We start from the raw sequence: 23,657 nt of genomic DNA, 5'->3' as shown, positions 1-23,657 counted from the left end.
CATGGCTACTTTCAATTCAGCCTACGTCCGCTGCTGGCATAAAGCGGCCAAACTAACGGAGCAGAAGGTCCGCTATGAATGAGAAGCGGACCTTCCATAATGATATGTTTTTCAACGGGGAGTATCTTTGCCTGAATGCTTCAGTTGGCACGACGGGCAAGATTATCTATTGATGGGCCTGAAATCCGATGATAGTTAACGCTCCTGATAATCTGAGCACCGAGAGACTCATAAAACGTCTGCGCCAGTGGGTCTGCTGTCACAGATAACCAGTCGAGCTGAAAGCACCCGCGTTCTATAGCACGACTGGCTATAAAACTCATCAGCCCTCTCCCAATTCCAGCCCTTCTGAAAGGTGCAGAGACAAAAAGCTCTTTGATAAACATTTGCCCACTAAATCGCGGAGAGGGGTACGTTACTGATACACATGAGAACGCAGCGATAACTCCATCACAAACCACTTTGTGAACTTCGGTACCGGAGTCGGCTGCAAAGATCTTATCCCTCAGATACACGGACATATCACGCCTGGACAGGCAAAGCGTCTGGTTATAGTAGGTTTCCATTTCGATAAAAATATCAGCCAAATCATCATATTCGTCTGGTCTGCAGATGGAGATGTTCATGTATGGCCCTTGAGCAAAATATAATGATTTATCATAGCGTAAGGAAAACCGAAGTGAGGGAGCTATCTCAACAAAGAGCGCTGCAGCGCTTCCCTCCTCAGAGCACTGATGTTTGCCGCTAGCGGTACACAGCGGCTGGATGCAACTGTGAGCGAAAAACGGAAGTGACCTAAATTTATCATGGTCATGAGATTCAGTCTGAAGCAAGGTGAAGAATGTCCGATAAATCGATGTGCGAGATAGCGTTCTTCGTTAATCACACCATGAGGTGCTTTCTGATGATATGGTTATACCCTCACCATCCTTAAAGAGAGAACACTAATGATTGTAAGGACCTGGCATGGATGTGTTCCGCTTGAACATGCGGAAGGTTTTGCAAAACACCTTGAAAAAACAGGGGTAGAGCATTCCAGGAGCATATCGGGGAACAAAGGCGCGTTCGTTCGCAGAGAAACGCAGGGAAGTTGGGAGCATTTCTTTCTGGCAACTTACTGGCAGGATCTGCAGTCAGTGAAGGCATTTGCTGGAGAAAACTATCATGTGGCAGTCACTTACCCGGATGATGAAGAATTTAAGCTACTTTCTGACCCTTACGTTTTCCAGCATGTTGTTGAGACAATTTCACCGCTTTAATGTCATCTTCCGGGTATCCTGTCGGTATCCCTGAATTGTCGTAATCCCTGATTTGCCATAACCCCCATATTGACTCAACGCATCCACTTAGAGCACAGAGCAGTCTGTTTCATTTGGTATCAACATGCTGCTCCGTGCGAAGACTGTTCTGTTTAACATCACCCAATTTAGACCCTATCACTCAACTCTTCACGAGTTGGACCTTGAAAATAGAGGCTAGTTATATGGCAACTACGCGGTTGAACCAACACAAAACGAATCGCTTCCCAGACCGATCGCCCGTTCAAGAGCCGCTCTCCCATTCTGCATTGGCTATCGACACTCGAATCTAACCCTGTAAGTTCGAAATCAGGAGGGTACAGTCCGGTAACCCGTATATTTTCTTCGGACAATTGCTGTGCGAGTTTTGTTGTAAATCCGCTGAGCCCATGTTTGCTGGCGAAAAAAGCGGGGTGCGCAATTGAATCCGTGAAATTCGGGATCCCGCAGGAAGAGATAATTGAGACGATATCAGCACTGTCTGAACGTCTTAACCCAGGCAACAGAGCCTGCGTCAGAAGAATCGACGCTGTCAGGCCGGAACTGACGGTATTAATAATGTCGGTATCAGGCTGGTCGTCTAACGTTCCTGACAACCATTGGGCAGCATTGAGAATTAAAATATCTATGGGCTTGTCTGAAGTTAATAGCTGTGAAGAAAACGCAGAAAGGGATTCAGCCCGGGTTAAATCACAGATATACCCTTTTGCCATACCGCCTTCAGCAGTGATAAGACTGCAGGTTTGTTGAATATCATCAGCCCGCCGCGCGCAAAATTCTACCTCAACGCCTTCCCGCGCCAGCCATACGCACAGCGCCTGACCAAATCCTCTGCCCCCACCCGTAATAACCGCTCTTTTGCCTCTCAGCATCTCCATACGTCCTTTCATTAATGGGTATGTTTATGGAGATATAGCATGAGGAGAGGGAGTGACATCTTTCCGTGAGTGCTATTTTAGATGCGGGCATGGCGTCTGCGATGCGCGATAAACGCCCCCTGCAATGAATACCCTCCTGAGTTCAGGCCATCATGACCACAATACTTAGCGTTCAAGCGCAGTAAGGATTGCGGCTTCCATTTTCTCGGGGGTGGTGATCGGCGCAAAACGCTTGAGCGGTTTACCGTCGCGTCCGATCAGGAACTTGGTGAAGTTCCACTTGATTCGTCCCCCCAGCACGCCGGGCAATTCGTTTTTCAGATAGCGAAACACCGGATGCGCTGCGGCTCCGTTGACCTCGATCTTCTCGAATATCGGGAAGCTCACACCGTAATGAATGTGACAAGTCCTGGCGATGTCGTCGGCATCGCCGGGCTCCTGTTTACCGAACTGGTTGCAGGGGAACCCAAGCACCACCAGCCCCTGAGCGGCGTATTTCTTATAAAGCGCCTCAAGGCCGCCGTATTGTGGCGTGAAACCACATTGGCTGGCGGTATTCACGACCAACACCACCTTGCCAGCGAAGTCGAGCATAGCGACAGGCTGTCCATCCAGACGGGTGGCTGTCAGTTGATAAAACGTGGTCATAGCGGGATCCTCAACGCAGAACCTGTTCGACGCCAACATTACCACGTCGCGCACAGCTGCGGGGAATGGAATGTGGGAAGTCGATTCTGTTTCTGGTTGCGCGGCAGGTCAGGAAACTTACCCTAAATAATAGCGAAGTATAAAGGCAAACATCACGCCGCAGATCACCGTCACCGGCATTGAAAAGCGCATTGCAACAACCAACGTTAACCCTAACGCGATCAGATCTGCGGGATTTCCGGAGGCAAAAAAAGGCGCAATGAAAGCCAGCATGACACAACCGGGAGAGGATTTAAGTACCGTCATCGCCCTGGGCGTAAGCACCCGGTTTCGTAATATAAGATAAGCGGTCACACGCGTTGCATACGTGGTGAGTGCCATTAATACGATGGCGATGAAGGTCTGGTAATCAGGCATCCTCTCCCCCTAAAAATGCGGCAACGGCTAATCCTGCTAAGGGGCCAGCAATGACGTACCACAGGCCGGCAATAAAATGACATACCGCCACGGAGACGACCAGACTGATTATCCAGGGCACAGCTTTACGAATGCCATTCCACATGCCTCTGACCAGCACAAGAAAGACCGCCGGAAAGGCCATATCAAAACCATACTGGTGAACATCGCCCAGCACCGGGCCAATTAACGCACCGAGTGCGGTACAGAAAACCCACATCGTATAGAAAGATAAAGAGACCGCCATATAATACGGCATGCTGAACAGCGGCGCCGTTTTGTTATTTCTGGAATGCGCGTCATTATAACTGAGTGCCCAACTCTCATCCGTCATAAAAAAAAGCGCAGGTAAGACTTTTCGTTTTGGAAAACGAGAAAGTAAGGGAACCAGCGTCGCCCCCATTAAAATATGACGACTGTTTACCAGTAATGTCACGGCCATAATAAGTAAAAAAGGTGGCGGCGACGTCCAGATTTGTATGGCGGCAAATTCAGACCCGCCGGCAAAATTTAATCCTGTCATCAAGGGAACGTCGAGAGGCGTGAGCCCCTTATGGCTTGCCTGCGCACCCAACACCAGCGCAAACGGGATCACGCCCAGTAATACGGGTAACCCATCTTTCAGGCCACGAAGGATTTCTTTTTTCTTCGTTTCACTCTTATCCAGTAATGGTCTGGCAGAACTGACATCCACACGTTGTTCACTCATGCGTTTCGCTCATTTCGTCTATTTCAAATACTGGCGCCAGAATAAAAGATGTGACACTATCAGTAAATATAAATAGTGTCACATTACACTTATGGTAATCTCATGCGCGAACGTTCTCCGTGGCAACCCCATCTTGCAGAAGGCAATTCCTCCCCTACCGATCGGCTGGTCCAGGCGTTGTCAGACGATATCCTTTCAGGCCAGCTGAGGCTCGGCGCGCGCCTTCCGGCACATCGTGAACTGGCAGATACGCTCGGTATCGCGGTGGGTACTGTAACGAAAGCCTATGGGATCCTGGAGAGACGGGGTCTGGTGCGAAGCGTTAAGGGCAGCGGAATGTTTGTCGCGCTGGCCAATTCCAGAAGCCGAACCTTTATCGACCTGTCGCAAAACACCCCGCCAGCAGCACTGACCTCCCGGTCACTGAGTAAGACACTCACCACCCTCGCCCGGCGTCCTGACATGGATATGTTTAACACTTACGCCCCGGCAACGGGCCATGATGAACACCGGCGGCTTCTTGCGCAGTGGTTCAGTCGTCTGGGTGTCCCGGCAGATTACCAGCATCTCATCTTAACGAACGGTGCTCAGCATGCGCTCTCTGTAGCGTTGTCTACGGTCTGTGAACCTTTTGGCCGACTGTACGTTGAGGCTCAGACCTATTCAGGGCTGATTCAGCTGTCGCATTTACTGAAGCTCACATTAGTGGGGATCCCGATGGATGACGAAGGCATGGATGTCTCTGTTCTGGAAAAGACCCTCGATGAAAATGCGGAAAAAGGCGGTGCTGTCTATGTCACGCCGCTCTTACAAAGTCCGTCCACACGCATTATGAGCCTGGCCCGCCGTCAGGAACTGGTTCGGGTTTGTCGGGAAAGGGGCATAAAGATTATTGAGGATGATGTTTATCGGCTGATGAGCACGACAGAATTGCCACAGATTGCCAAAATCGCCCCCGATATCACCTTATATGTGAATAGCTTATCTAAGATCCTTAATCCAGCATTGCGGATTGGCGGGCTACTGGTACCAGAGGCGCTGTATTCACGAGCAGAATCCATGCTGAGGGCAACGGCGATGATGGTCTCTCCGCTAAGCAGTTCCATCATGGAGCAATGGCTGATTGATGGCACAGCAGAAACCGTCACCCTCGCAATTGAACACGAAACCCGGCGTCGTTACCAACTCGCTATCGACATTTTAGGAGAGCACGTTTATCGCTCGGGGCTGCCCAGCTTTCATCTCTGGTTACCGTTTTCACGCGATGACGCGCACTCTTTCTACAATGCAGCGCTGGCGACAGGCATCAAAGTGACAGCACCGGCCTCAACTGAAGTGGGTCAACAGTCGGATCAGTACGGCGTCAGGTTGTGTATTGGCGGAACGGAGTTCAGCCAGTTAAAGCAAGCACTCTTAAAACTCAACGAGATTGCCGGGCAACTCAAACAGAAACCAGACCCGTTCCCGCTTTTTAATGTATGAATGACAGGATAGGTGTGACTCCTGTTTCTTCTGACGAGGGTAATGTCATTCCCTTTATGTGCTCAAAAAATCAGCGGCGATTCGATCAGCATTTTTTCATAATATTTTTATCAGTCGCCATGATGAAATAGACGATGCTTATACAATCGGTAAAGCGTATGGATGGGTCTTATGCTGCCATTCGACGCGAAGCGTAAACGCTTTTTTACGGGCCAGGTCAGGCGTTGTCTGCTTCAAAAAAATTGCCGTATTTGTTATATTGTTACTTATTGATTATTCACCTCTGCGGTGCCAAAAAGAACAAGATTCACCGCAACCCAGGACAATGAAATGTTAGATTACCGCTTCCCGACAGCTTTGCAGATGGTTCTCAGCGTAGCGATGGCGGAGCAATCGGGTGAACGTTCGACGAGTGCGATTCTGGCCTACGGACTGGAAGCAAATCCGAGCTTTATCCGCAAGTTAATGGTTCCGCTTACGCGTGACGGCATTATCGTCTCAACCCTTGGCCGTAACGGTTCTATTCATCTTGGTCGTCCGGCGGATAAGATCACCCTGCGTGATATCTATGTTTCTGTCATAGAAGATAAAAAGCTGTGGGCGTCGCGTCCTGACGTACCGGCTCGTTGCGTCGTCAGCGCCAACGCGTGCTGGTACTTTAAATCTATCGCCGATGAAGCGGAGCAGGCTTCGTTAGAGGTTCTGGCTCAACATACCGTGGCCAGCGCGCTGGAAAAGGTCAAAAAAGCCGATACCAGCGGGTGCGATCCGGTGCCTGAAATTGAAGGCCTGCATAAAAAAGCGTAGCCATGCCCTTCCTGATACGAAAAAAAACCGCCTTAACGAGAAGGCGGTTTTTTTGTGCCCTGTAAAAACCTAGGCAGGTAAAACGTCGTTGACCGGTTTGCCGCGCGTAACGAATTTACGCAGCGTCACGTAAAACACCGGCGTCAGGAACAGACCAAACAGCGTCACGCCCAGCATCCCGGAGAACACCGTGATCCCGGTGACACCGCGCACTTCTGCGCCTGCGCCGTGGCCGAGGATCAGCGGAATCGTCCCGGCAATAAAGGCGATGGAGGTCATCACAATCGGGCGTAAACGCAGGCGGCACGCTTCCAGCGCCGCTTCCATAATCCCTTTCCCCTGAAGCTCCAGCTCGCGCGCAAACTCAACGATAAGAATCGCGTTTTTACATGCCAGCCCCATGAGTACCACCAGCCCCACCTGCACGAAGACGTTGTTATCGCCCCCGGTCAGCCAGACGCCAAACAGCGCGGACAACATCGTCATCGGAACGATCAGGATAACCGCCAGCGGCAGGGTCCAGCTTTCATACAGTGCGGCCAGCACCAGGAAAGCCAGCAGCACCGCGACCGGGAAGACAATCAGCGCCGTGTTGCCCTGAGTGGCCTGCTGGAAGCTCAGATCCGTCCATTCAATATTCATCCCGTTCGGCAGGATCTGCTTAGACATTCCGTCCAGTTGCGTCATCGCCTGTGCCGAAGAGAGAATGCGCGGATCGGCATCGCCAATCAGATCCGCCGCCGGATAACCGTTATAACGGATCACCGGATCCGGCCCGTAGGTGGTGCTGATATTCACCATACTGCCGATCGGCACCATTTCGCCCTGATTATTACGGGTGCGCAAATTCGCAATGTCTTCCACGCTGTCGCGGAACGGCCCGTCGGCCTGCGCCATCACGCGCCAGGTACGCCCGAACTGGTTAAAATCGTTCACATAAGACGATCCCAGATAGGTTTGCAGCGTACCGAACAGATCGGTCAGCGACACGCCCTGCGCTTTCGCCTTATCTCGATCAACCTGCACATCCAGCTGCGGAACGTTAGCCTGATAGGTTGAGATCGGGAAATGCATCCCCGGCGTCTGCATAATCGCACCGGACATGGTGTTCACCGCGTTTTGCAGCGCACCATAGCCCAGACCGCCGCGATCCTGGATGTACAGCGAATAACCCGACCCCTGCCCCAGCCCTAAAATCGGCGGTGGCAAAATGGAGAAACCAAAGCCCTGCTGAATTTGAGCGATTTTGGCATTGATCTCAGCGTTAATTTCCGCGGCCGTGTGTTTACGCTGATCGAACGGTTTCAGACCAAAGAAGACCGTCCCGGTATTCGGCGTGTTGGTGAACTGCAGCGCGTTAAGCCCAGGAAAAGCGACCGCATAATCCACGCCTTCCGTATTCATCCCGATTTCGCTCATTTTGCGGATCACCGCATCGGTGCGGGCCAGTGAAGAACCTTCCGGCATTTTCACGCCGCCAATTAAATACAGCTTATCCTGGGTAGGTATAAACCCACCGGGGACCGCTTTAAACATGACGCCAGCCGCGCACAACAGCAGCACATAAACAACAAACACCGCGCCACGGCGTCCGAGCGTTTTCCCCACCAGCCCCTGATAACCATTAGAGCTACGGTGGAAAAAGCGGTTAAACGGACGGAACAGCCAGCCGAACAGACGATCGATAAGCCGGGTCGGGAAGTCTTTCGGGGCACCGTGCGGTTTTAACAGCAGCGCTGCCAGTGCCGGCGAGAGCGTCAGCGAGTTGATGGCGGAAATCACCGTCGAAATCGCGATAGTCACCGCAAACTGTTTGTAGAACTGGCCGGTTACTCCGGAGAGGAACGCCATCGGTACAAACACCGCGCACAGCACCAGCGCAATCGCGATAATCGGCCCCGAAACTTCACGCATCGCCTGATGCGCCGCCTGAAGCGGAGAAAGCCCCTCTTCGATATTTCGCTCGACGTTTTCCACCACCACGATGGCGTCATCCACGACGATACCGATAGCCAGCACCAGCCCGAACAAACTCAGGGTATTCAGTGAGAAGCCAAGCAAGTAGAGAATGCTGAACGTCCCCACAACCGATACCGGCACCGCGATCAGCGGAATAATCGACGCGCGCCAGGTCTGCAGGAACAGGATCACCACCAGTACTACCAGCACCACCGCTTCCAGCAGGGTCTGCACAACCGCGCGAATGGAATCGCGAACGAAAACCGTCGGGTCGTACGGTGCTGCCCATTTCATATCTTCCGGGAAACGCGTGGCCAGTTCGTTCATTTTCGCGCGCACGGCGTTAGACAAATCGATGGCGTTCGCACCCGGGGACTGGAAGATACCAATCCCGACCGCGTCTTTGTTGTTGAGCTGGGAACGCAGCGCATAGCTGCCAGAGCCCATTTCAATACGCGCCACGTCGCGCAGGCGTACCAGCGAGCCGTCTTGCGCCGTTTTCAGAATAATATTGCCAAACTCTTCTTCCGTGTGCAGACGCCCCTGGGCGTTAATGGAGATCAGGAAATCGCTCTCTTTCGGCAGCGGCTCGGCGCCAAGCTGTCCGGCAGAAACCTGAACGTTTTGCTCCTGCATCGCCGTCACGACATCCGAGGCCGTCAACCCGCGGGCTGCCACCTTGTCGGGATCCAGCCAGATGCGCATCGCGTATTCGCCAGAGCCAAAAATCTGAATCTGACCCACGCCCGGCAGACGCGCCAGTTCGTCCTTCACTTTAAGCGTGGCGTAGTTACGCATATACAGTGAATCGTACTTGCCGCCCGGCGAAAACAGATGCACCACCAGCGTCAGCGTCGGTGATTGTTTCTGGGTGGTAATACCCAGACGTCGTACATCTTCTGGCAGACGCGCCTCGGCCTGTGACACGCGGTTTTGCACCTGTACCTGCGCCTGATCCGGGTCGGTACCCGGGCGGAACGTCACGGTGGTTACCAGTACGCCGTCAGAGCCTGCAACGGATTTCATGTACATCATGTTTTCAACGCCGTTGATGGCTTCTTCCAGCGGCGTCGCCACGGTTTCTGCAATCACTTTCGGGTTGGCACCCGGATACTCCGCGCGCACCTGCACGCTTGGCGGTACGACGTCAGGATATTCGCTCACCGGCAACAGCGGGATAGCGATTAATCCTGTGATGAAAATCAGAATCGACAGTACTGCGGCGAAAATCGGCCTGTCGATAAAAAAGCGGGAAAAGTCCATATGTCGGATTCTCGGGTAAGGGATCAGTTAAGCGCGGCGCTGGCGGTCATCGGAACGGTTTTCGCGTTAACCGGCATACCCGGCATAAACACTTTTTGTAAACCGTCGACGATGACTTTATCGCCAGGGTTCAGCCCCTGCTGCACGATACGTAAACCGGCGGCCAGACGCCCCGGCGTGATATCGCGGCGCTGCGCTTTACCTTCTTTATCAACGATATAAACGTATTTGCGATCCTGATCGGTCAGCACCGCTTTATCGTCGACAAGCGTGGCTTTGAATTCAGCGCTGCCCGGCAGGCGTACGCGGGCAAACAGTCCTGGCGTGAACTGACGCTGCGCATTATCCAGCAGCGCGCGCATACGGATGGTGCCGGTGCTCGGCGTTAACTGATTATCAAGAAAATCCACCTTGCCCTGATGGGGATAACCCTCCTCCCCCACCAGACCAATCTCAACCGGGAGTGCCAGATGATTACTGGACGCGCCCTGCCCGCTGCGGGCAAGATTTTGATAGTGGAGGTAGGTTGCTTCATCCACGTCAAAGTAGACGTAAACCGTTTTCAGGGAGACCAGCGTGGTGAGGACGCTGGCACTGTCACCCGCTGTGACCAGATTACCGCTGGTGATCAGCGCGCGGCTGGCGCGGCCATCAATAGGCGCGGTCACTTTGGTGAAATCGAGGTTAAGTTGTGCCGCGTCAACTGCTGCCTGCGCGGCGCGAATGTCGGCCTGCGCCTGAGCGGCGGCCGAACGGCGCTGCTCCCACTCTTCACGGGAGACGACGTTGGTATTGACGAGTTTATCGGTACGGTTAGCCTCACTGCGCGCCAGGCTGGCCTGCGTTTTGGCTCTCGTTAAGGTGGCCTGCGCCTGTTCCAGCGCAGCGCGATAGGTTCTGTCATCGATAGTGAACAGCACCTCGCCCTTTTTCACTTCCTGGCCGTCGGTGTAATTCACTTTATCAATGTAGCCGGAGACGCGGGGGCGCAGCTGAACGCTTTCCACCGCTTCAATCCGGCCGTTAAAGCTATCCCACTGACTGATGGATTTCACTACCACGTCAGCGGCGCTCACAGCGGGCGCTTGTGGGACGGCATTTTGTGCCACGCCGTCATCGCATCCGACAAGCAGCATGGAGAGGAACATCGCTCCCAGCGCCGTCAGATGAACGTTAACCCAGGGTTTTTGCAGGCTCATTATTTTTATTCCGGTAATGGTAGCCGCCGGGCAAGACGCTGCGGGAGACGCGGCGCCACTTCCTTTGTCCGGACTGGCTTGAGACTATTTGTGTCGTTCATCGCCACAAAACTGTAACAGTTGCGAATACACTATCGCGGCGATTGTAGGAAGGCGTCAGATTTAGTGCAAGAATAATTAATACACTTTATGTGCTATTTGGCTCAGGGACAAAAGGCGCGTTTTCGGCAAGGATTTAAATGCAACAATAAAACTTGCATTTAATGTCAGAGCGAGTCATCTTTAAATGCAACAGACAAAAATGCTTTTTAAAACGCGGCGTGGGGGAAACCATGAACACTGACGCATTTATTCATGATCTACTCGACTGGATCGACAACAACCTTGAAAGCCGCCTGGACATTAACACCGTTTCCAGGCGCGCCGGCTACTCGAAATGGCATCTCCAGCGGATCTTCAAGGAACATACCGGGTATCCGCTGGCCGAGTATATTCGTGCACAAAAGCTGCAAAAATCGGTCGAGCGCTTAACCCACAGCGATGAACCGATCCTGAACGTGGCGATCGCGCTGGGCTTTGACTCCCAGCAGTCCTTCAACCGCAGCTTTAAGCGTCAGTATGGCCAGGCCCCCGGGGCATGGCGTCGCAATACCGTCTGCCCTGAACGCCAGCAATCAACATAGTGTCGCGGCTTTCGCCGCGACCGGTACTGGCCGGTGGCAAACCGGCCTGTAATCATGTTCCCGTGTTCGCCGCTCAGCCGTCCGTTGAACGTGTTAACGCTTCCCAGCGATCGATTTCCTCACCTAAACGCGCAAGCTTTTCCCGCACTAAACTCAAAGCATCACTGCCAAGCAATAAATGCGTCGGCGGGTTCTGGCTCTCAATGATAGCCAGCATGGCGCGCGCCGCTTTTACGGGGTCGCCGAGTTGCTGACCACTTTTTTCCTGACGAGCCTGGCGGACAGGATCGAATAACGCGTCATAGTCCGGGATGCTGCGCGCGCTGCGTACCATCGAGCGTCCTGCCCAGTCGGTGCGAAACGAGCCCGGTGCCACCGCAGTGACATGTATGTTGAACGGAGCAAGCTCTTTGCTTAGCGTTTCTGATATGCCTTCGAGCGCAAATTTACTGCCGCAGTAATAGCTGATGCCGGGCAGAGTGATGAAACCGCCCATCGAGGTGATATTAAGAATATGGCCGTGACGACGCTGGCGCATGCCCGGCAGCACGGCTTTGATCATCGCGACGGCGCCAAACACATTCACCTCAAACTGGCGGCGCATGTCTGCGAGCGAGGACTCTTCCAGTATGCCTTCGTGACCGTAACCGGCATTGTTCACAAGGACATCAATCGGGCCGACGGCAGACACACTCTGCGTAACCACTTCATCAATGTGCGCATAGTCCGTGACATCAAGCAGGCAGCCGAATGCCCGCTGCGTATCGAGTGCCTCGAATGCCTGCTTTGCTTCGGGGGTGCGCACGGTCCCCACGACCCGATGGCCTGCGGCGAGGGCTTCCTCCGCCAGAGCACGACCAAAGCCGCTGCTGACGCCGGTGATTAAGATTGTTTTTGCAGATGCCATAAATAACTCCCATGAACAGTGAAGATTGCATGGTATTCTCTGCTCTGCCGTATTTTTAGGCCGTATCTTCTCTTTTTATTGCCTGATTTTATGAGGTGCAGTGATGTCCGGGATGATTACCTTAGTAAAAGCACTGGCGGTGCAGGAGGGGTACAACCTGACGGCGTTACCTGATGTGCGAATTTTGCGTGCCGACCGCCCGCTTGCGCGAACGCCCGTGCTTTACGATCCGGGGATTGTAATTGTCTGCCAGGGCAGCAAACGCGGCTTTTTCGGTCAGCAGACCTATCTGTATGATGAACAGCACTATCTGGCCGTGTCGGTTCCGGTGCCGTTTGTGATGGAAACCGACGCATCGGCAGAACACCCCTTGCTGGCGATATATCTGCATCTGGATTTTCAGCTTGCCGCTGAACTGATGTTGCAGATTGAGCAGCATCACGCCCCACATCCTCCCGCTGCGCCGCAAAGCATGATGTCGAGCCCGATGGACGACGCGGTAAAAACGGCCGTGCTGCGCCTGCTTGAAGTACTGAACAATCCGCTTGAGGCGGCGATCCTCGGCCCGGCGCGGGTGCGAGAGCTCTATTTCCGCGTCCTGACGGGCGCCCAGGGCAAGGCCATGCGCGCCGCGCTGGCCTTACAGGGGCAGTTCGGCAAAATTGGCAAAGTACTGCAGCACATCCATACCGCCTACGCTGAGCCGTTAACGCTTAATCAACTGGCGATGGAGGCCGGAATGAGTGTGCCGACGTTTCACACCCATTTCAAAGCGATAACCCGTATGCCGCCGATGCAGTATGTGAAATCGGTGCGCCTGCATCAGGCAAGGATGTTGATGATGCGTCAGCATATTACCGCCGCCGCCGCGAGCTACGCCGTCGGTTATGAAAGTCCGTCGCAGTTTAATCGTGAATTCAAACGGCTGTTTGGTTTGCCACCCGCAGAGGAAATAAAACGCATGCAGCGTAATTTCGCCGTTCCGCCTGTGCAGCAGGCGTCGATATTTGTCTCTTCCCATTAAGCCTGATACTACATACCAGGCCTGAATACAGGCCTGGTATGTACACGGCGTCATCACGCCGTGGATTGCACTAACTCAGGAACTTACCTTTGAGCAGGTTAAGTCCCGCAGACATCAGGTCGCCCTGGGCCGGGGCTTCGCCCTGCGGTGAAAGGCCGTCGACGATTTTAGGCAGGTATTCAGCAATCAGCGTCGACGCGGTTTGAGAATCCACGCCCAGTTTCGCGCCAAGATCCTGCAGCGCTGGCGATCCAAACACCGATGTGATCTGTTCGCTGTTGACCGACTGATTACTCTGCTGGCTAAGCCACGACTCGACAACGCCGCCCAGGCCGCCATTGCGGAATTTTTCGAGGATCCCCTGAATGCCGCCCTGCTGCTCAATCCAGGTCATGATCGCCTGGAGTTGCTCCGTCTTACCGCCCTGCCCGCCGGCCAGGCTGCCGATTTGATCTAATAATCCCATCACAGACTCCCTACAAACATCGCTAACACGTCCTGATTGACGGCTTACTTAGCCGGGATAATCAGTACCTGACCCGGGTAGATTTTGTCGGGATGCGTCAGCATCGGTTTATTGGCTTCAAAAATACGCTGATACTCATTGGCAGAGCCATACATCGCTTTTGAGATGGCGCTCAGGGTATCGCCGGATTTCACCGTGTAATAGCGGCTTTCCACCCCGCTTTGGGTGACGGTCACGCTATCATTGACCTGACCAATCCCGGTGACGTTACCTACCGCCACCAGAATTTTTTCTTTATCTTCCTGGGAGCCCACGTCGCCGGTCACCGTCGCCGTACCGTCGTCCGCGACATTAATGTTGACCTTTTCGGCACCAGGCAGGTTAAGACTATCAATATGTTTTTTCAGCTTGTCGGCCTGATCTTCCTTGCTACCGCCGGATACGGCATCCCAGATTTTCTCGCCCGCTTCTTTCACAAAACTTAATAATCCCATCTTCCACACCTCCATAACTGTTTCATGGTGAACATTTTCATTGGATCCCGTTGCAGGATGTACGATGCGGTGTCTCCGCTCTGGCTGAAAAATCGGGAAACAGCACAACCTGCCACATGAAGTATATCCAATCAGCGTCAGGGTGCAGGATATTTGCCCTGGTATCGCCGTTATGCCGCAATATAAACAGGGGCTCCCGTCGCCCTCAACGCACCACCTCCACGCTCGCCGACAACCCGGCTACCAGCTCAATCCCCTTCGGCAATGCATCAATATGTATGCGCACCGGGACGCGCTGCGCCAGCCGCACCCAGCTAAACGTCGGCTCGACGTCGGGAAGCCCAAGCCCGCCCGTCTCATCGTTGTTATCACCGATCCCATGGCCGATGCTCTCAACATGCCCGGCAATCACCGGGTCATAGCCCATCAACACGATATGCGCCGTGTCCCCAACGCGAATATGTCGAAGTTTGGTCTCCTCGAAATACCCCACCACCCAGAAACTGTGCGCATCGACGATGGCGACCTTAGTCTCCCCCGCGGTGGCATAGTCCCCCGGGCGAAGCCGCAGATGGGTGATATAACCCGAGACGGGAGCCCGTACGGTGGCATGGGACAAATTAAGCTCGGCCAGCTCCAGCGCGGCCAGCGCACCGTGATAATTCGCCACCGCGACGTTCGCGGCGCTGCCCGTTTGCTGTAAATCCTCGCTGGAAATCGCGGCTTTAATCTGTGCGCGTCGTCTGGCGGCATCCTGTCGCATCACCATCTCATGCCGTCTGGATTCCACCTCCGCCTGCGCGCTGGCCACCGCCAGCGTGAGCCAGTGCGGGTCGATAGCGTAGAGCACATCGCCCCGGTTAACCCAATGGTTATCCCGGACGGCCACGCGGATTACCGGCCCGGATACGTCCGGCGCAATCTGTACCACATCCGCCCGTACCCGGCCGTCGCGGGTCCAGGGCGTTTGCGCATAATGTTTCCACATCATAAAAGCCAGAAGCGTGGCCGCCGCGACGGCACATAACGTCAGCGCATAGCGACCGACCAGAGAAAGTAATGATTTCATCTAAATAACCCCAGCGCGGTCAGGCCCTGCATCAGCAGGAAAAAGGTGACCAGATAAGTTGAAACGTCCAGCAGCGGGCGAAAAGGCAAACGACGGTAGAGCCTGCTGAGGGATAAAAGCGCGATGAGTGCCAGCGTGCACGCCAGCGCCGCGAGCGCGGTGACAAGCAGTCCCGGGATAAAAACGCCCCCGATATTCAGATCATTGACCATCGTCTGCCCTCCGTAATGCGCAATGTAAATCCACCAGATGGCCGACAAACTGGCGCGTTTGTGCATCTGTGGCAGGCAAACAGAGGCGGATGTGGTCGGCGATGTGTTCACGCAAGGCGTCGGTGTCGTTCAGGTGATACAGGCGCGCGCTGATCTCCCTGCTCGCGGGCATACCGCAGCGGCGTAAATGCATCACCGAAAGGCCGATGCGCAGCGCGCGCAGCAGCGGGTTAAGCACCTGCTCTGAGGCACGTCCGCTGCGCTGCAGGCGCGGCAGTAACAGGGCAGCGCGGTCAATCATCAGATTGGTCCAGTGCGTCTCATCCAGCAGAAGCGTGCCCTTCACGCTGCGACGAATATCGCGCTGGCACAGCGTGTGCAGACGTGCGATGGCCGCGTCGGCCTGCACGGTTTGCAGCAGGCTCATGCTGATAACAGCAAAGCCGGTTGCGGCAAACAGCGCAATGGCGGAATTGGCCGCCGTGGCAAAATCTCCGCTGTAGTGGGCACCCAGCTCGCACAACACCGGCAGCGTCAGGGTGATCCCCATCGCCATAAACGTGGTGGGAGGACGTGCCTGAAGTGACCCGGCCAGCAGATATACCGGCGCCAGCACGGCCACCAGCACGGGGAAATCGCTCACCTGCGGAAGCAGCGCAAAGCTGTACAGCAGGCTAATCAATACGCCCCAGAACGAGCCAATAATGTATTTCACTATGTGCGGAGCCGGGGTGTCGAAACTGCCAAACAGCGTGCAGCAGACCCCAAGGATAGAGACCGCCGTGCTGCCATCGGGCCAGGCGGAGAAGATCCAGACCAGGCAGCCGCTCAGGATAATGGCGAACGCGCCCAGCGCGGTGCGGGCGGCAGTAAGAGGATCGCGGTGAAAAACATACCCTTTAACTGCCCTGCCCACCGTCAGTCCCTGGGCGGGCTTCGCATGGTGGATGGCATCAGAAAGACGTTCGCACTGCTGCAACAGCGCAATGGCCTGCGTCAGATAACGGACAAAACTGGCCTGTAGCGCGTCGTCCATCGTCCGGGCCTGTGCAGCGTAGCGCTCTGCGAGCTGTTCACTGCGTGCTATTAACGCATCTGCCGTGCTGGGGCGTGCAGCATTTTTATCCCCCAGCCAGGCCTGAACGTCGTCGAGCAATACCTGCAACCCGGCAGGCACCGTCGCCGGTAAGCGATCGCGTAATTCACAGTTGACGATGACCAGCCGCGCCAGTCGGTCATGGATAGCCTTTCTGCCCTGCCGCACCGGAGCAGACAGGGCAAAATCATACGGAATATGGTGGCTTATACCCTGCAGAAACTGCAGCGCCAGCGCCAGATGCAGCGGGTCTGAAACCGCGACGGGTTTGCCTGCGAGGGTGTCAGCCACCCGCTCACGCGCGGCGCGCAGGGTTTGCGATAACTTACTGTTGAACAGGCCGGAGATACGCGCGGGTAACACATAGCGATGTATCAGCGCCGCGCAGAAGATCCCAATGACAATCTCCTGCACACGGATAATGGCGATATTAAAAATCCCGCCGGGGTCGGATACCGCAGGAAAACCAATCAGGCTCGCAGTGTACCCGGCCAGTACAAAGGCATACGCCCGCGGGGTGCGCTCCAGCAGAGATAAATAGAGGCAGAACGTGATCCAGCCCGACAGCATCACGCTGCAGAGGATCGGCATATTGACGAAGACAGGTACGATCGCAACGGTGGCGCAGGCCCCCACAACGGTGCCGGCCAGACGATAGAGACTTCTGCTCAGCGAGGCCCCCACCGACGTCTGCGACACGATATAGACGGTAATAATGGCCCACGATGGACGTTCGAGGCCTATCGACAGCGCAATGGAGTAAGCGAGCATCGCCGCTGCAAAACTTCTCGCGGAATAGAGCAACGCACTGGCATCGTTACGCAGCACGGGAGATAAGCGCTCACGCATGGCGCGCCCCGAATGAAAATGAAAAGCGTTTAATATGTTCATGCCAGAATTATTACTGGCTTGCGAACCCGCTTAAATACTCTATTCTGTCAAAAAATACCTAAATGTTGCCAGAAACGTGAAACCTCAACTTGCCAATACGCTCTTCGACCCTGACGCCACCGCATGCCCGGCCGTAGCCCGACATCTGGATTTCATGGAGTACGCCGCGGAAGTGCCGGTGCACACCCACCGTAAGGGGCAGCTGATTATTGCTTTGTATGGCGCGGTGATTTGTCATGCGGAAAATGATATCTGGATCGTGCCGCCAGACTGTGCCGTCTGGATCCCTGGCGGGATCGCACACAGCGCCAAAGCGACCTGGAATGCTCATCTCAACTATCTGTTTATTGAGCCCGGTGCCGCCGCGCTGCCGGAGAAATGCTGCACGCTGGCCATTTCCCCGTTAATCAAAACGCTGGTTGACCGTTTGACGCATGAACGCGTTGATTATCCGCCAGAGAGCCATGCCGCGCGGCTGACCAGAGTGACGCTTGATGAGCTCGCCAGCATGCCGCAGCAGAAGCTGAGTCTGCCCGTTTCAGCCCATCCCAAAATACGCGCCATGGCCGACGCGCTGGTCAGCCATCCTGACGACAGAAGCACCCTGAAAGCGTGGGCGAAACGGCTGGCGCTGAGCGAGCGCTCCTTTGCGCGTTTGATGGCGCGCGAGACCGGGCTGAGCTTTGGCCGCTGGCGTCAGCAGCTGCAGTTGATTATTGCCCTGCAGGAGCTGGCAAGCGGTGTCCCGGTCCAGAACGTGGCGACAACGCTTGGGTATGAATCCGTGAATGCGTTTATCACCATGTTCAGGAAAGCCATGGGCACCACGCCCGCGCACTATTTTGCCGAACGAAAAGTCAGCGGCCGTTAACCCGGCCCTTCGCTGCCTGCAGCAAGCAGGGGAACCAGCACATCGCTAATCGGAACGGGAATACCGTGAGCACGACCATAGCGCTGGATCACGCCGTTGCGGATATCCCACTCCATGGGACGGTTGGCCTGACGATCGGCGAGGATAGACGTGCCTAAATCGGCAGGTGCGCGCTGGAAATTCGCCAGGATCTCCTGCGCAACGTCATCGTGCAGCACCGCGCCTTCTGCTCGGGCCACGGCAAGCCCTTCGCGCAGATACGCCAGCGCCAGCTCGCTGATATCCTCACGGGAGAACATCCCGGCACGACGATTCGCAAGCACCATCAGGCCTGCAACCGCATTTTGCAGCAGCTTGCGCCATGCGACGGTAAGAAAATCTGCCGACAAGTCTACCGCGCAGCGCGTGCCGTTCAGCGCATCAGCCACCCGTTTTGCCTGCGGCACATCCGGCAGCGTCAACCGCGGACTGGCCCGCAGCCAGACTGACGCATCCGGCTCACGCTGCGCCGGGAACCAGACCACCGACGGCAGTACCGTCGCGCCATTGACCCACGGTGCCAGCTGGGCTTTTTGCTCGACGCCGTTTTGCAGCGCGCAAACCACCGTGTTTTCATCGCACAGCGCGTTCAGCCATCCCGCGCTGTCGGCGTTCTGGGTCGTTTTCACTGCGATAAAAACCAGATCGTACGGACGATCGATGACCGTCGGATCGGTTAATACCGGCCCGGGTACCACGATTTCACCCTCATCGTGCCGCAAACGTAATTGCGGGTGTGCGGTACGTCCGCACAGTTGCGGCGTGCGGCCAGCCTCATGCAGCACCGCAGCGATAGTGGTTCCGATTGCACCGGGTCCAATCAGTGCAATGGTTGGATAGTCAGACATTGTTAACTCCCCTGGTCGCTAAAGCCCTAATCAGTGTGCCGTGGCGTTCAGCATAGCCGCCACACGTCCCTTTATACCACCGCCTGAAGTGGGAGCCATACCCGTTGTCTATACTCATTTCATCTACGACAACGGAGTGCACCATGCCATTACCCGATTTCCATTCCTCTGAACCTTATACCCTTGGTATTGAACTTGAACTGCAGGTGGTTAACCCGCCGGGGTACGATCTGAGCCAGGACTCCTCCGCCCTTATCGCTGCCGTCAAAGACGACATCAAAGGCGGGGAAGTGAAGCACGATATCACCGAGAGCATGCTCGAAATCGCCACCGGCGTGTGTCAGAACATTGATCAGGCCGCCGCACAAATCTCGGTGATGCAGCAAAGTATTCTGCGCGCCGCTGCGGAGCAGCATATTCAGATCTGCGGCGGTGGGACGCACCCTTTCCAGAAGTGGCAGCGTCAGGAGGTGTGCGATGACGAGCGCTATAACGTCACGCTCGAACGGTTTGGCTATCTGATTTTGCAGGCGACGGTATTCGGCCAGCACGTGCATGTCGGGTGTCGGACCGGCGACGACGCTATTTATCTGCTGCATGGTTTGTCGCGCTTTGTCCCCCACTTTATTGCTCTGGCGGCGTCCTCACCCTATATGCAGGGTACGGACACAAAGTTCGCCTCGTCGCGACTCAATATCTTCTCGGGATTTCCGGATAATGGACAGATGCCGTGGGTGAACAACTGGCAGGAGTTCGAAGGGCTGTTTCGTCGTCTGAGCGCCACCAGCATGATCGACAGCATTAAAGATTTGCACTGGGATATTCGCCCCAGCCCGCATTTTGGCACGGTCGAGGTGCGGGTGATGGATACACCGCTGACGCTCGGCCACGCGATCAACATCGCCGGGTTGATTCAGGCGACGTCTCACTGGCTGCTGACCACGCGGCCCTATAAGCATCAGGAAAAGGATTTTCTGCTGTACCGCTTTAACCGTTTTCAGGCATGTCGTTATGGGTTAGAGGGCATTCTGACAGACGTGCAGACTGGTGAGCACAAAACCGTGGCGGAAGATATTGCGTGGCTGCTGGAGCAGGTTGCGCCGTCGGCCGAGAAGCTCGGCGCGACGAGCGCGATTAAGGAAATAGCCCTGATGTTAAAACAGGGCAAGAGCGAGGCGCAGCGCATGCGCGATTTTATCGCAGACGGCGGTTCGCTTATTTCTCTGGTTCAGAAACATTGCGAGCTGTGGGCGACGAGTCCGTAAGGCGATGCCCCCACTCACGCAGGCGCTGGAACAGCACAAACAGCGCCGGGATAAACAGAATGCCGACCACGGTGGCCACCAGCATCCCGCTGAACACCGTGGTGCCAATGATGCGGCGGCTCTGCGCCCCTGCCCCGGACGCCAGCATCATCGGCAGCACACCGATAATAAATGACACCGCCGTCATCATCACCGCCCGGAAGCGGCGGGAGGCGCCCTCACGGGCCGCATCGACAATCGCCATCCCCTCATGACGCCGTGCGCGGGCAAACTCGACGATCAGGATCGCGTTCTTGGCCGCCAGCGCGATTAACAGCACCAGGCCAATCTGCACATACACATCGTTGGCGTATCCCGCGATCCACAGCCACACCAGCGCGCCCCCGATGGCGAACAGGACTGAGAGCATCACGCTCGCGGGTAGCGTCCAGCTCTCATACTGCGCGACAAGGAACAGCCACGCCATAACCACCGCGGCCAGGACAATCCAGATGGCCTGATTTCCGGTCTGCTGCTCCTGATAAGACATCCCGCTCCAGGCATAGTCGTACCCGGCAGGCAGGTTTTCCGCCAGAAGCTCGCTCATCACGGCCATCGCCGTGCTGCTGCTCACGCCGTCTGCCGCCGACCCGCTCACTGACACCGACGGGAACTGGTTGTACTGCTGCAGGAACGGTGCGCCAACGGTCGGGGTAATCGTGACAAGATTACTCAGACGCACCCGCTCACCGTTATTGCTACGCACGAACAATTCGCTGATTTGCCCGGCACGCTCGCGCCACTGCATTTCGTTCTGTACCACCACGTGGTAGACGCGGTTGTTAACGCTAAAATCCCCGGCCCGCGTGCCGCCAAAGGCGGTTTGCAGGCTGCTGAAGATGCGCGAGACCGGCACGTCGAGGCGGGCAGCGCGCTCGCGATCAACGGTCAGCGTCAGCTGCGGCACGTTGCTGCTCCAGGTGGTAAACACCCGGTTAAGCTGCAGATGCTGGTTAGCTTTTATCAGAACGTTGCGGGTAACGCGTTCCAGCTCCGCCGGGCTTTGCCCCGCCTGGGCCTGAATACGCAGGTCGAAGCCGGAGGCGTTGCCCAGCCCCGGCAACGTCGGCGGGGCGAAGGTCATGATGGTCGCTTCCGGCAGCGCCAGCAACTGACGCTGCAGCGTTCCCATCACCTCATCAAGCGGCGGACGCTCACTCCATGTCTTCAGCATGATGGAGATAAACCCGCCGTTAGACGCGCTGGTACCGTTGAGAATGTTAAAACCGGAGACCTGAATCACATCCTCGACCGCAGGGTGTCTGGCGATAAGCTCCCGCGCGGTGGTCATCACCGCTTCGGTACGCTCCAGCGACGCCGCTTCCGGCAGTTGCACGCTGGCGAAGAAGTAGCCCTGATCTTCCTGCGGCAGGAAGCCCTTTGGCATCGACATAAAGCTGAACACCACCACGCCCGCCGCGCCGGCCGTTGCCAGCAGCACCAGCCACGGACGAAGGTTAATGCAGTTAACGATGCGGGTATAAACGGTGCGCGTGGTATCCAGTCCGCGGTTGAAAACGCGGTAAACCGCGGCTGGCTTCTTCGGGCGCGGGCGCAGCAACAGCGCACAGAGCGCTGGCGTCAGGGTCAGCGCCACCAGGCTTGAGAGCGTGACGGCGGTGGAGAGCGTGACCGCGAACTGGCGATACAACTCCCCCACGATCCCCGGCAGCAGCGCCACCGGCACAAACACCGCCAGCAGCACCAGGGTGGTGGCAATCACCGGCCCGGCAATCTGGCGCAGCGCCTGTGCGGTAGCCGCCGTGCGGCTTTGCCCTTCCGCCATCAGCGTTTCAACGCTCTCCACCACCACAATGGCGTCATCCACCACCATGGTGAGTGCCAGAATAATGGCGAACAGGCTGAGCGTGTTGGCCGAATAACCGAGGGTATAGAGCACCGCAAAGGTGCCGACCAGCGACACTGGAATAGCGAGCGCCACAATCAGCGTCGCACGCCAGCTCTGCAGAAATAAGGAAACCACCACCACGACGGCGAGCAGGGTCAGCGCCAGCGAGACACCAATCTCCTTGATGGTCGCGGCGACAAAGGTGGTGGTATCGAATTTTATTTCATAGGTCAGATCGTCCGGGAAGCGTGCAGAGAGTCGCGCCAGCTCCGCGCGAACCGCATCGGCTACGCGCAGGGCGTTGGCGGACGGCGTAGGGTAGATGCCAAGATAGGCCGAGTCATGCCCGTTCAGCTGGGCGCCGGAGCTGTAGCTGCGCGACCCCAGTTCAATCGTGGCGACATCTTTCAGGCGCACCAGCTGGCCCATCTCCCCCGCACGGATAATGATGTCCGCAAAGTCCTCAGCCTGATTTAAACGCCCCAGGCCGTTAATCGTCAGGGTTTGCTGCTGGCCGTTAAACACCGGCGGCGTTCCGACCTGGCCTGCCGCCCCCTGGACGTTCTGCTCGCGTAACGCCTGAGCCACGTCATCGGTGGTCACGTTCAGGGCGTTCATGCGATCCGGACGCAGCCAGATACGCATGCTGTAGTCGCGTGCGCCAAACATCTGCACCTGCCCGACGCCCGGCAAACGCGCCAGCGCTTCACGTACCTGCGTGCTGGCGTAGTTACTGACGAAAAGCGGCGTGTGGGTATTGTCCGGTGAGTAAAGGCTTACCCCCATCATCAGATTGGTGGCGCGTTTACGCACCTGCACGCCGTTTTGCTGCGCCTCGGTGGGCAATTGCGCCACAGCCTGCGCCACGCGGTTTTGCACGTCGATGGCGGCCAGATCCGGATCGGTCCCTGCCGCAAATGTGATGTTCAGGCTGTAGGCACCTTCATCGGAACTGGTGGATTCCATATAGAGCATGTGATCCACGCCGTTAAGCTGAGTCTCCAGCGGCGTGGCAATGGCTTCCGCCACGTCAGCCGAACTGGCACCGGGCCAGCTGGCGGAGACATTCACCACCGGTGGGGTGATCTGCGGGTACTGCTCCACCGGGATAATCTTCAGCGCGATGGCACCCAGCAGGGTTATCACCAGCGCAATCACCATCGCGAAGCGCGGGCGTTTGATGAAAAACGTCAGCATGATGGCTC

22 protein-coding genes are annotated in these 23,657 nt (G+C 56.0%); 7 read left to right on the top strand and 15 right to left on the bottom strand.

Features of this window, described 5'->3' with window-relative positions; translation table 11 throughout:
- Positions 1–140: 140 nt before the first annotated feature.
- Positions 141–626: a GNAT family N-acetyltransferase gene (locus L462_RS21910; RefSeq protein WP_050595727.1), complete on the bottom strand. Its 486-nt coding sequence runs from the start codon at positions 624–626 to the stop codon at positions 141–143.
- A gap of 321 nt (positions 627–947) precedes the next feature.
- Here L462_RS21910 and L462_RS21915 point away from each other — a divergent pair, with 321 nt between their 5' ends.
- Complete coding sequence (locus tag L462_RS21915) at positions 948–1,259, top strand: hypothetical protein (protein WP_032677600.1); 312 nt, start codon at positions 948–950, stop codon at positions 1,257–1,259.
- Between the two features lie 167 nt (positions 1,260–1,426).
- On the opposite strand, the gene L462_RS21920 is transcribed toward L462_RS21915, so the two are convergent.
- From L462_RS21920 to L462_RS21935, 4 genes are all read right to left on the bottom strand, one after another.
- Entirely contained in the window at positions 1,427–2,170 is a 744-nt protein-coding gene (locus L462_RS21920; protein ID WP_032679652.1) for an SDR family oxidoreductase, read from the bottom strand.
- A gap of 171 nt (positions 2,171–2,341) precedes the next feature.
- Entirely contained in the window at positions 2,342–2,824 is a 483-nt protein-coding gene (locus tag L462_RS21925) for a glutathione peroxidase (protein WP_032677599.1), read from the bottom strand.
- Between the two features lie 117 nt (positions 2,825–2,941).
- The gene (locus L462_RS21930) at positions 2,942–3,241 is read right to left on the bottom strand and encodes an AzlD family protein (protein WP_032677598.1); all 300 of its coding nucleotides are present in this window, start codon (positions 3,239–3,241) and stop codon (positions 2,942–2,944) included.
- Positions 3,234–3,989, bottom strand: coding sequence for an AzlC family ABC transporter permease (locus tag L462_RS21935; RefSeq protein ID WP_032677597.1), 756 nt, complete (start codon positions 3,987–3,989; stop codon positions 3,234–3,236). Before L462_RS21935 ends, L462_RS21930 begins: the two co-directional genes overlap by 8 nt.
- A 102-nt stretch (positions 3,990–4,091) precedes the next feature.
- On the opposite strand from L462_RS21935, the gene L462_RS21940 reads away from it, so the two are divergent.
- Together L462_RS21940 and L462_RS21945 are read left to right on the top strand one after the other, a co-directional pair.
- Positions 4,092–5,471: an aminotransferase-like domain-containing protein gene (locus tag L462_RS21940; RefSeq protein ID WP_032677596.1), complete on the top strand. Its 1,380-nt coding sequence runs from the start codon at positions 4,092–4,094 to the stop codon at positions 5,469–5,471.
- Between the two features lie 330 nt (positions 5,472–5,801).
- The gene (locus L462_RS21945) at positions 5,802–6,278 is read left to right on the top strand and encodes an RrF2 family transcriptional regulator (protein WP_020885097.1); all 477 of its coding nucleotides are present in this window, start codon (positions 5,802–5,804) and stop codon (positions 6,276–6,278) included.
- 69 nt (positions 6,279–6,347) lie between these two features.
- Here the strand turns inward: L462_RS21945 and oqxB are convergent, their stop codons facing one another.
- Positions 6,348–9,500 carry a multidrug efflux RND transporter permease subunit OqxB gene (gene oqxB, locus L462_RS21950; protein WP_020885098.1) on the bottom strand — a complete coding sequence of 1,051 codons (3,153 nt, stop codon included), beginning with the start codon at positions 9,498–9,500 and terminating at the stop codon, positions 6,348–6,350.
- Between the two features lie 23 nt (positions 9,501–9,523).
- Positions 9,524–10,699 carry an efflux RND transporter periplasmic adaptor subunit gene (locus L462_RS21955; RefSeq protein WP_014168988.1) on the bottom strand — a complete coding sequence of 392 codons (1,176 nt, stop codon included), beginning with the start codon at positions 10,697–10,699 and terminating at the stop codon, positions 9,524–9,526.
- Between the two features lie 332 nt (positions 10,700–11,031).
- Between L462_RS21955 and L462_RS21960 the strand changes: the two genes are divergently transcribed.
- On the top strand, positions 11,032–11,382 hold the full coding sequence (locus L462_RS21960) for a helix-turn-helix domain-containing protein (RefSeq protein WP_032679651.1): 351 nt from the start codon (positions 11,032–11,034) through the stop codon (positions 11,380–11,382).
- Positions 11,383–11,455: 73 nt separating this feature from the next.
- Here L462_RS21960 and L462_RS21965 read toward each other — a convergent pair whose 3' ends face one another.
- On the bottom strand, positions 11,456–12,289 hold the full coding sequence (locus L462_RS21965; protein WP_014168986.1) for an oxidoreductase: 834 nt from the start codon (positions 12,287–12,289) through the stop codon (positions 11,456–11,458).
- A gap of 103 nt (positions 12,290–12,392) precedes the next feature.
- On the opposite strand from L462_RS21965, the gene L462_RS21970 reads away from it, so the two are divergent.
- Entirely contained in the window at positions 12,393–13,313 is a 921-nt protein-coding gene (locus tag L462_RS21970) for an AraC family transcriptional regulator (protein ID WP_032677595.1), read from the top strand.
- 70 nt (positions 13,314–13,383) lie between these two features.
- Here L462_RS21970 and L462_RS21975 read toward each other — a convergent pair whose 3' ends face one another.
- The 5 genes from L462_RS21975 to L462_RS21995 all read right to left on the bottom strand — a co-directional run bounded on the left by L462_RS21975 (position 13,384) and on the right by L462_RS21995 (position 17,499).
- Complete coding sequence (locus tag L462_RS21975; protein WP_020885102.1) at positions 13,384–13,779, bottom strand: YidB family protein; 396 nt, start codon at positions 13,777–13,779, stop codon at positions 13,384–13,386.
- Positions 13,780–13,823: 44 nt separating this feature from the next.
- The gene (gene lysM / locus L462_RS21980; protein ID WP_020885103.1) at positions 13,824–14,273 is read right to left on the bottom strand and encodes a peptidoglycan-binding protein LysM; all 450 of its coding nucleotides are present in this window, start codon (positions 14,271–14,273) and stop codon (positions 13,824–13,826) included.
- A 205-nt stretch (positions 14,274–14,478) separates the two neighbouring features.
- Positions 14,479–15,342 (bottom strand): HlyD family secretion protein, encoded by an 864-nt coding sequence (locus L462_RS21985; protein ID WP_032677594.1) that lies wholly within the window; start codon positions 15,340–15,342, stop codon positions 14,479–14,481.
- Complete coding sequence (locus L462_RS21990; RefSeq protein WP_020885123.1) at positions 15,339–15,554, bottom strand: DUF1656 domain-containing protein; 216 nt, start codon at positions 15,552–15,554, stop codon at positions 15,339–15,341. Before L462_RS21990 ends, L462_RS21985 begins: the two co-directional genes overlap by 4 nt.
- Positions 15,544–17,499 (bottom strand): FUSC family protein, encoded by a 1,956-nt coding sequence (locus tag L462_RS21995; RefSeq protein ID WP_151711980.1) that lies wholly within the window; start codon positions 17,497–17,499, stop codon positions 15,544–15,546. Before L462_RS21995 ends, L462_RS21990 begins: the two co-directional genes overlap by 11 nt.
- 118 nt (positions 17,500–17,617) lie before the next feature.
- On the opposite strand from L462_RS21995, the gene L462_RS22000 reads away from it, so the two are divergent.
- Complete coding sequence (locus L462_RS22000) at positions 17,618–18,412, top strand: AraC family transcriptional regulator (RefSeq protein WP_032677592.1); 795 nt, start codon at positions 17,618–17,620, stop codon at positions 18,410–18,412.
- On the opposite strand, the gene L462_RS22005 is transcribed toward L462_RS22000, so the two are convergent.
- Entirely contained in the window at positions 18,409–19,299 is an 891-nt protein-coding gene (locus L462_RS22005; RefSeq protein ID WP_032677591.1) for an oxidoreductase, read from the bottom strand. The two genes, L462_RS22000 and L462_RS22005, sit on opposite strands and share 4 nt — an antisense overlap.
- 143 nt (positions 19,300–19,442) lie before the next feature.
- Between L462_RS22005 and L462_RS22010 the strand changes: the two genes are divergently transcribed.
- On the top strand, positions 19,443–20,564 hold the full coding sequence (locus L462_RS22010) for a YbdK family carboxylate-amine ligase (RefSeq protein ID WP_025204771.1): 1,122 nt from the start codon (positions 19,443–19,445) through the stop codon (positions 20,562–20,564).
- Here L462_RS22010 and L462_RS22015 read toward each other — a convergent pair.
- Positions 20,515–23,649, bottom strand: a complete 3,135-nt coding sequence (locus L462_RS22015) for an efflux RND transporter permease subunit (protein ID WP_032677590.1) — start codon at positions 23,647–23,649, stop codon at positions 20,515–20,517. The genes L462_RS22010 and L462_RS22015 overlap by 50 nt on opposite strands.
- Positions 23,650–23,657: the final 8 nt, after the last annotated feature.

Origin of the sequence: Enterobacter sp. BIDMC 26, assembly GCF_000534435.1 — a bacterium.
GTDB lineage: Bacteria > Pseudomonadota > Gammaproteobacteria > Enterobacterales > Enterobacteriaceae > Enterobacter > Enterobacter ludwigii.
The sequence above is the reverse complement of the archived record's forward strand: the minus strand, read 5'-3'. Positions and strand labels throughout refer to the sequence as shown.

Coding starts and splice junctions, on each gene's coding strand:
- L462_RS21910 (WP_050595727.1), bottom strand. CDS start 626: ATGAACATCTCCATCTGCAGACCAGACGAATATGATGATTTGGCTGAT.
- L462_RS21990 (WP_020885123.1), bottom strand. CDS start 15,554: ATGGTCAATGATCTGAATATCGGGGGCGTTTTTATCCCGGGACTGCTT.
- lysM (WP_020885103.1), bottom strand. CDS start 14,273: ATGGGATTATTAAGTTTTGTGAAAGAAGCGGGCGAGAAAATCTGGGAT.
- L462_RS21965 (WP_014168986.1), bottom strand. CDS start 12,289: ATGGCATCTGCAAAAACAATCTTAATCACCGGCGTCAGCAGCGGCTTT.
- oqxB (WP_020885098.1), bottom strand. CDS start 9,500: ATGGACTTTTCCCGCTTTTTTATCGACAGGCCGATTTTCGCCGCAGTA.
- L462_RS21955 (WP_014168988.1), bottom strand. CDS start 10,699: ATGAGCCTGCAAAAACCCTGGGTTAACGTTCATCTGACGGCGCTGGGA.
- L462_RS21995 (WP_151711980.1), bottom strand. CDS start 17,499: ATGCGTGAGCGCTTATCTCCCGTGCTGCGTAACGATGCCAGTGCGTTG.
- L462_RS21960 (WP_032679651.1), top strand. CDS start 11,032: ATGAACACTGACGCATTTATTCATGATCTACTCGACTGGATCGACAAC.
- L462_RS22010 (WP_025204771.1), top strand. CDS start 19,443: ATGCCATTACCCGATTTCCATTCCTCTGAACCTTATACCCTTGGTATT.
- L462_RS21985 (WP_032677594.1), bottom strand. CDS start 15,342: ATGAAATCATTACTTTCTCTGGTCGGTCGCTATGCGCTGACGTTATGT.
- L462_RS21915 (WP_032677600.1), top strand. CDS start 948: ATGATTGTAAGGACCTGGCATGGATGTGTTCCGCTTGAACATGCGGAA.
- L462_RS22005 (WP_032677591.1), bottom strand. CDS start 19,299: ATGTCTGACTATCCAACCATTGCACTGATTGGACCCGGTGCAATCGGA.
- L462_RS21920 (WP_032679652.1), bottom strand. CDS start 2,170: ATGCTGAGAGGCAAAAGAGCGGTTATTACGGGTGGGGGCAGAGGATTT.
- L462_RS21940 (WP_032677596.1), top strand. CDS start 4,092: ATGCGCGAACGTTCTCCGTGGCAACCCCATCTTGCAGAAGGCAATTCC.
- L462_RS21935 (WP_032677597.1), bottom strand. CDS start 3,989: ATGAGTGAACAACGTGTGGATGTCAGTTCTGCCAGACCATTACTGGAT.
- L462_RS21975 (WP_020885102.1), bottom strand. CDS start 13,779: ATGGGATTATTAGATCAAATCGGCAGCCTGGCCGGCGGGCAGGGCGGT.
- L462_RS21970 (WP_032677595.1), top strand. CDS start 12,393: ATGTCCGGGATGATTACCTTAGTAAAAGCACTGGCGGTGCAGGAGGGG.
- L462_RS21930 (WP_032677598.1), bottom strand. CDS start 3,241: ATGCCTGATTACCAGACCTTCATCGCCATCGTATTAATGGCACTCACC.
- L462_RS22015 (WP_032677590.1), bottom strand. CDS start 23,649: ATGCTGACGTTTTTCATCAAACGCCCGCGCTTCGCGATGGTGATTGCG.
- L462_RS21945 (WP_020885097.1), top strand. CDS start 5,802: ATGTTAGATTACCGCTTCCCGACAGCTTTGCAGATGGTTCTCAGCGTA.
- L462_RS21925 (WP_032677599.1), bottom strand. CDS start 2,824: ATGACCACGTTTTATCAACTGACAGCCACCCGTCTGGATGGACAGCCT.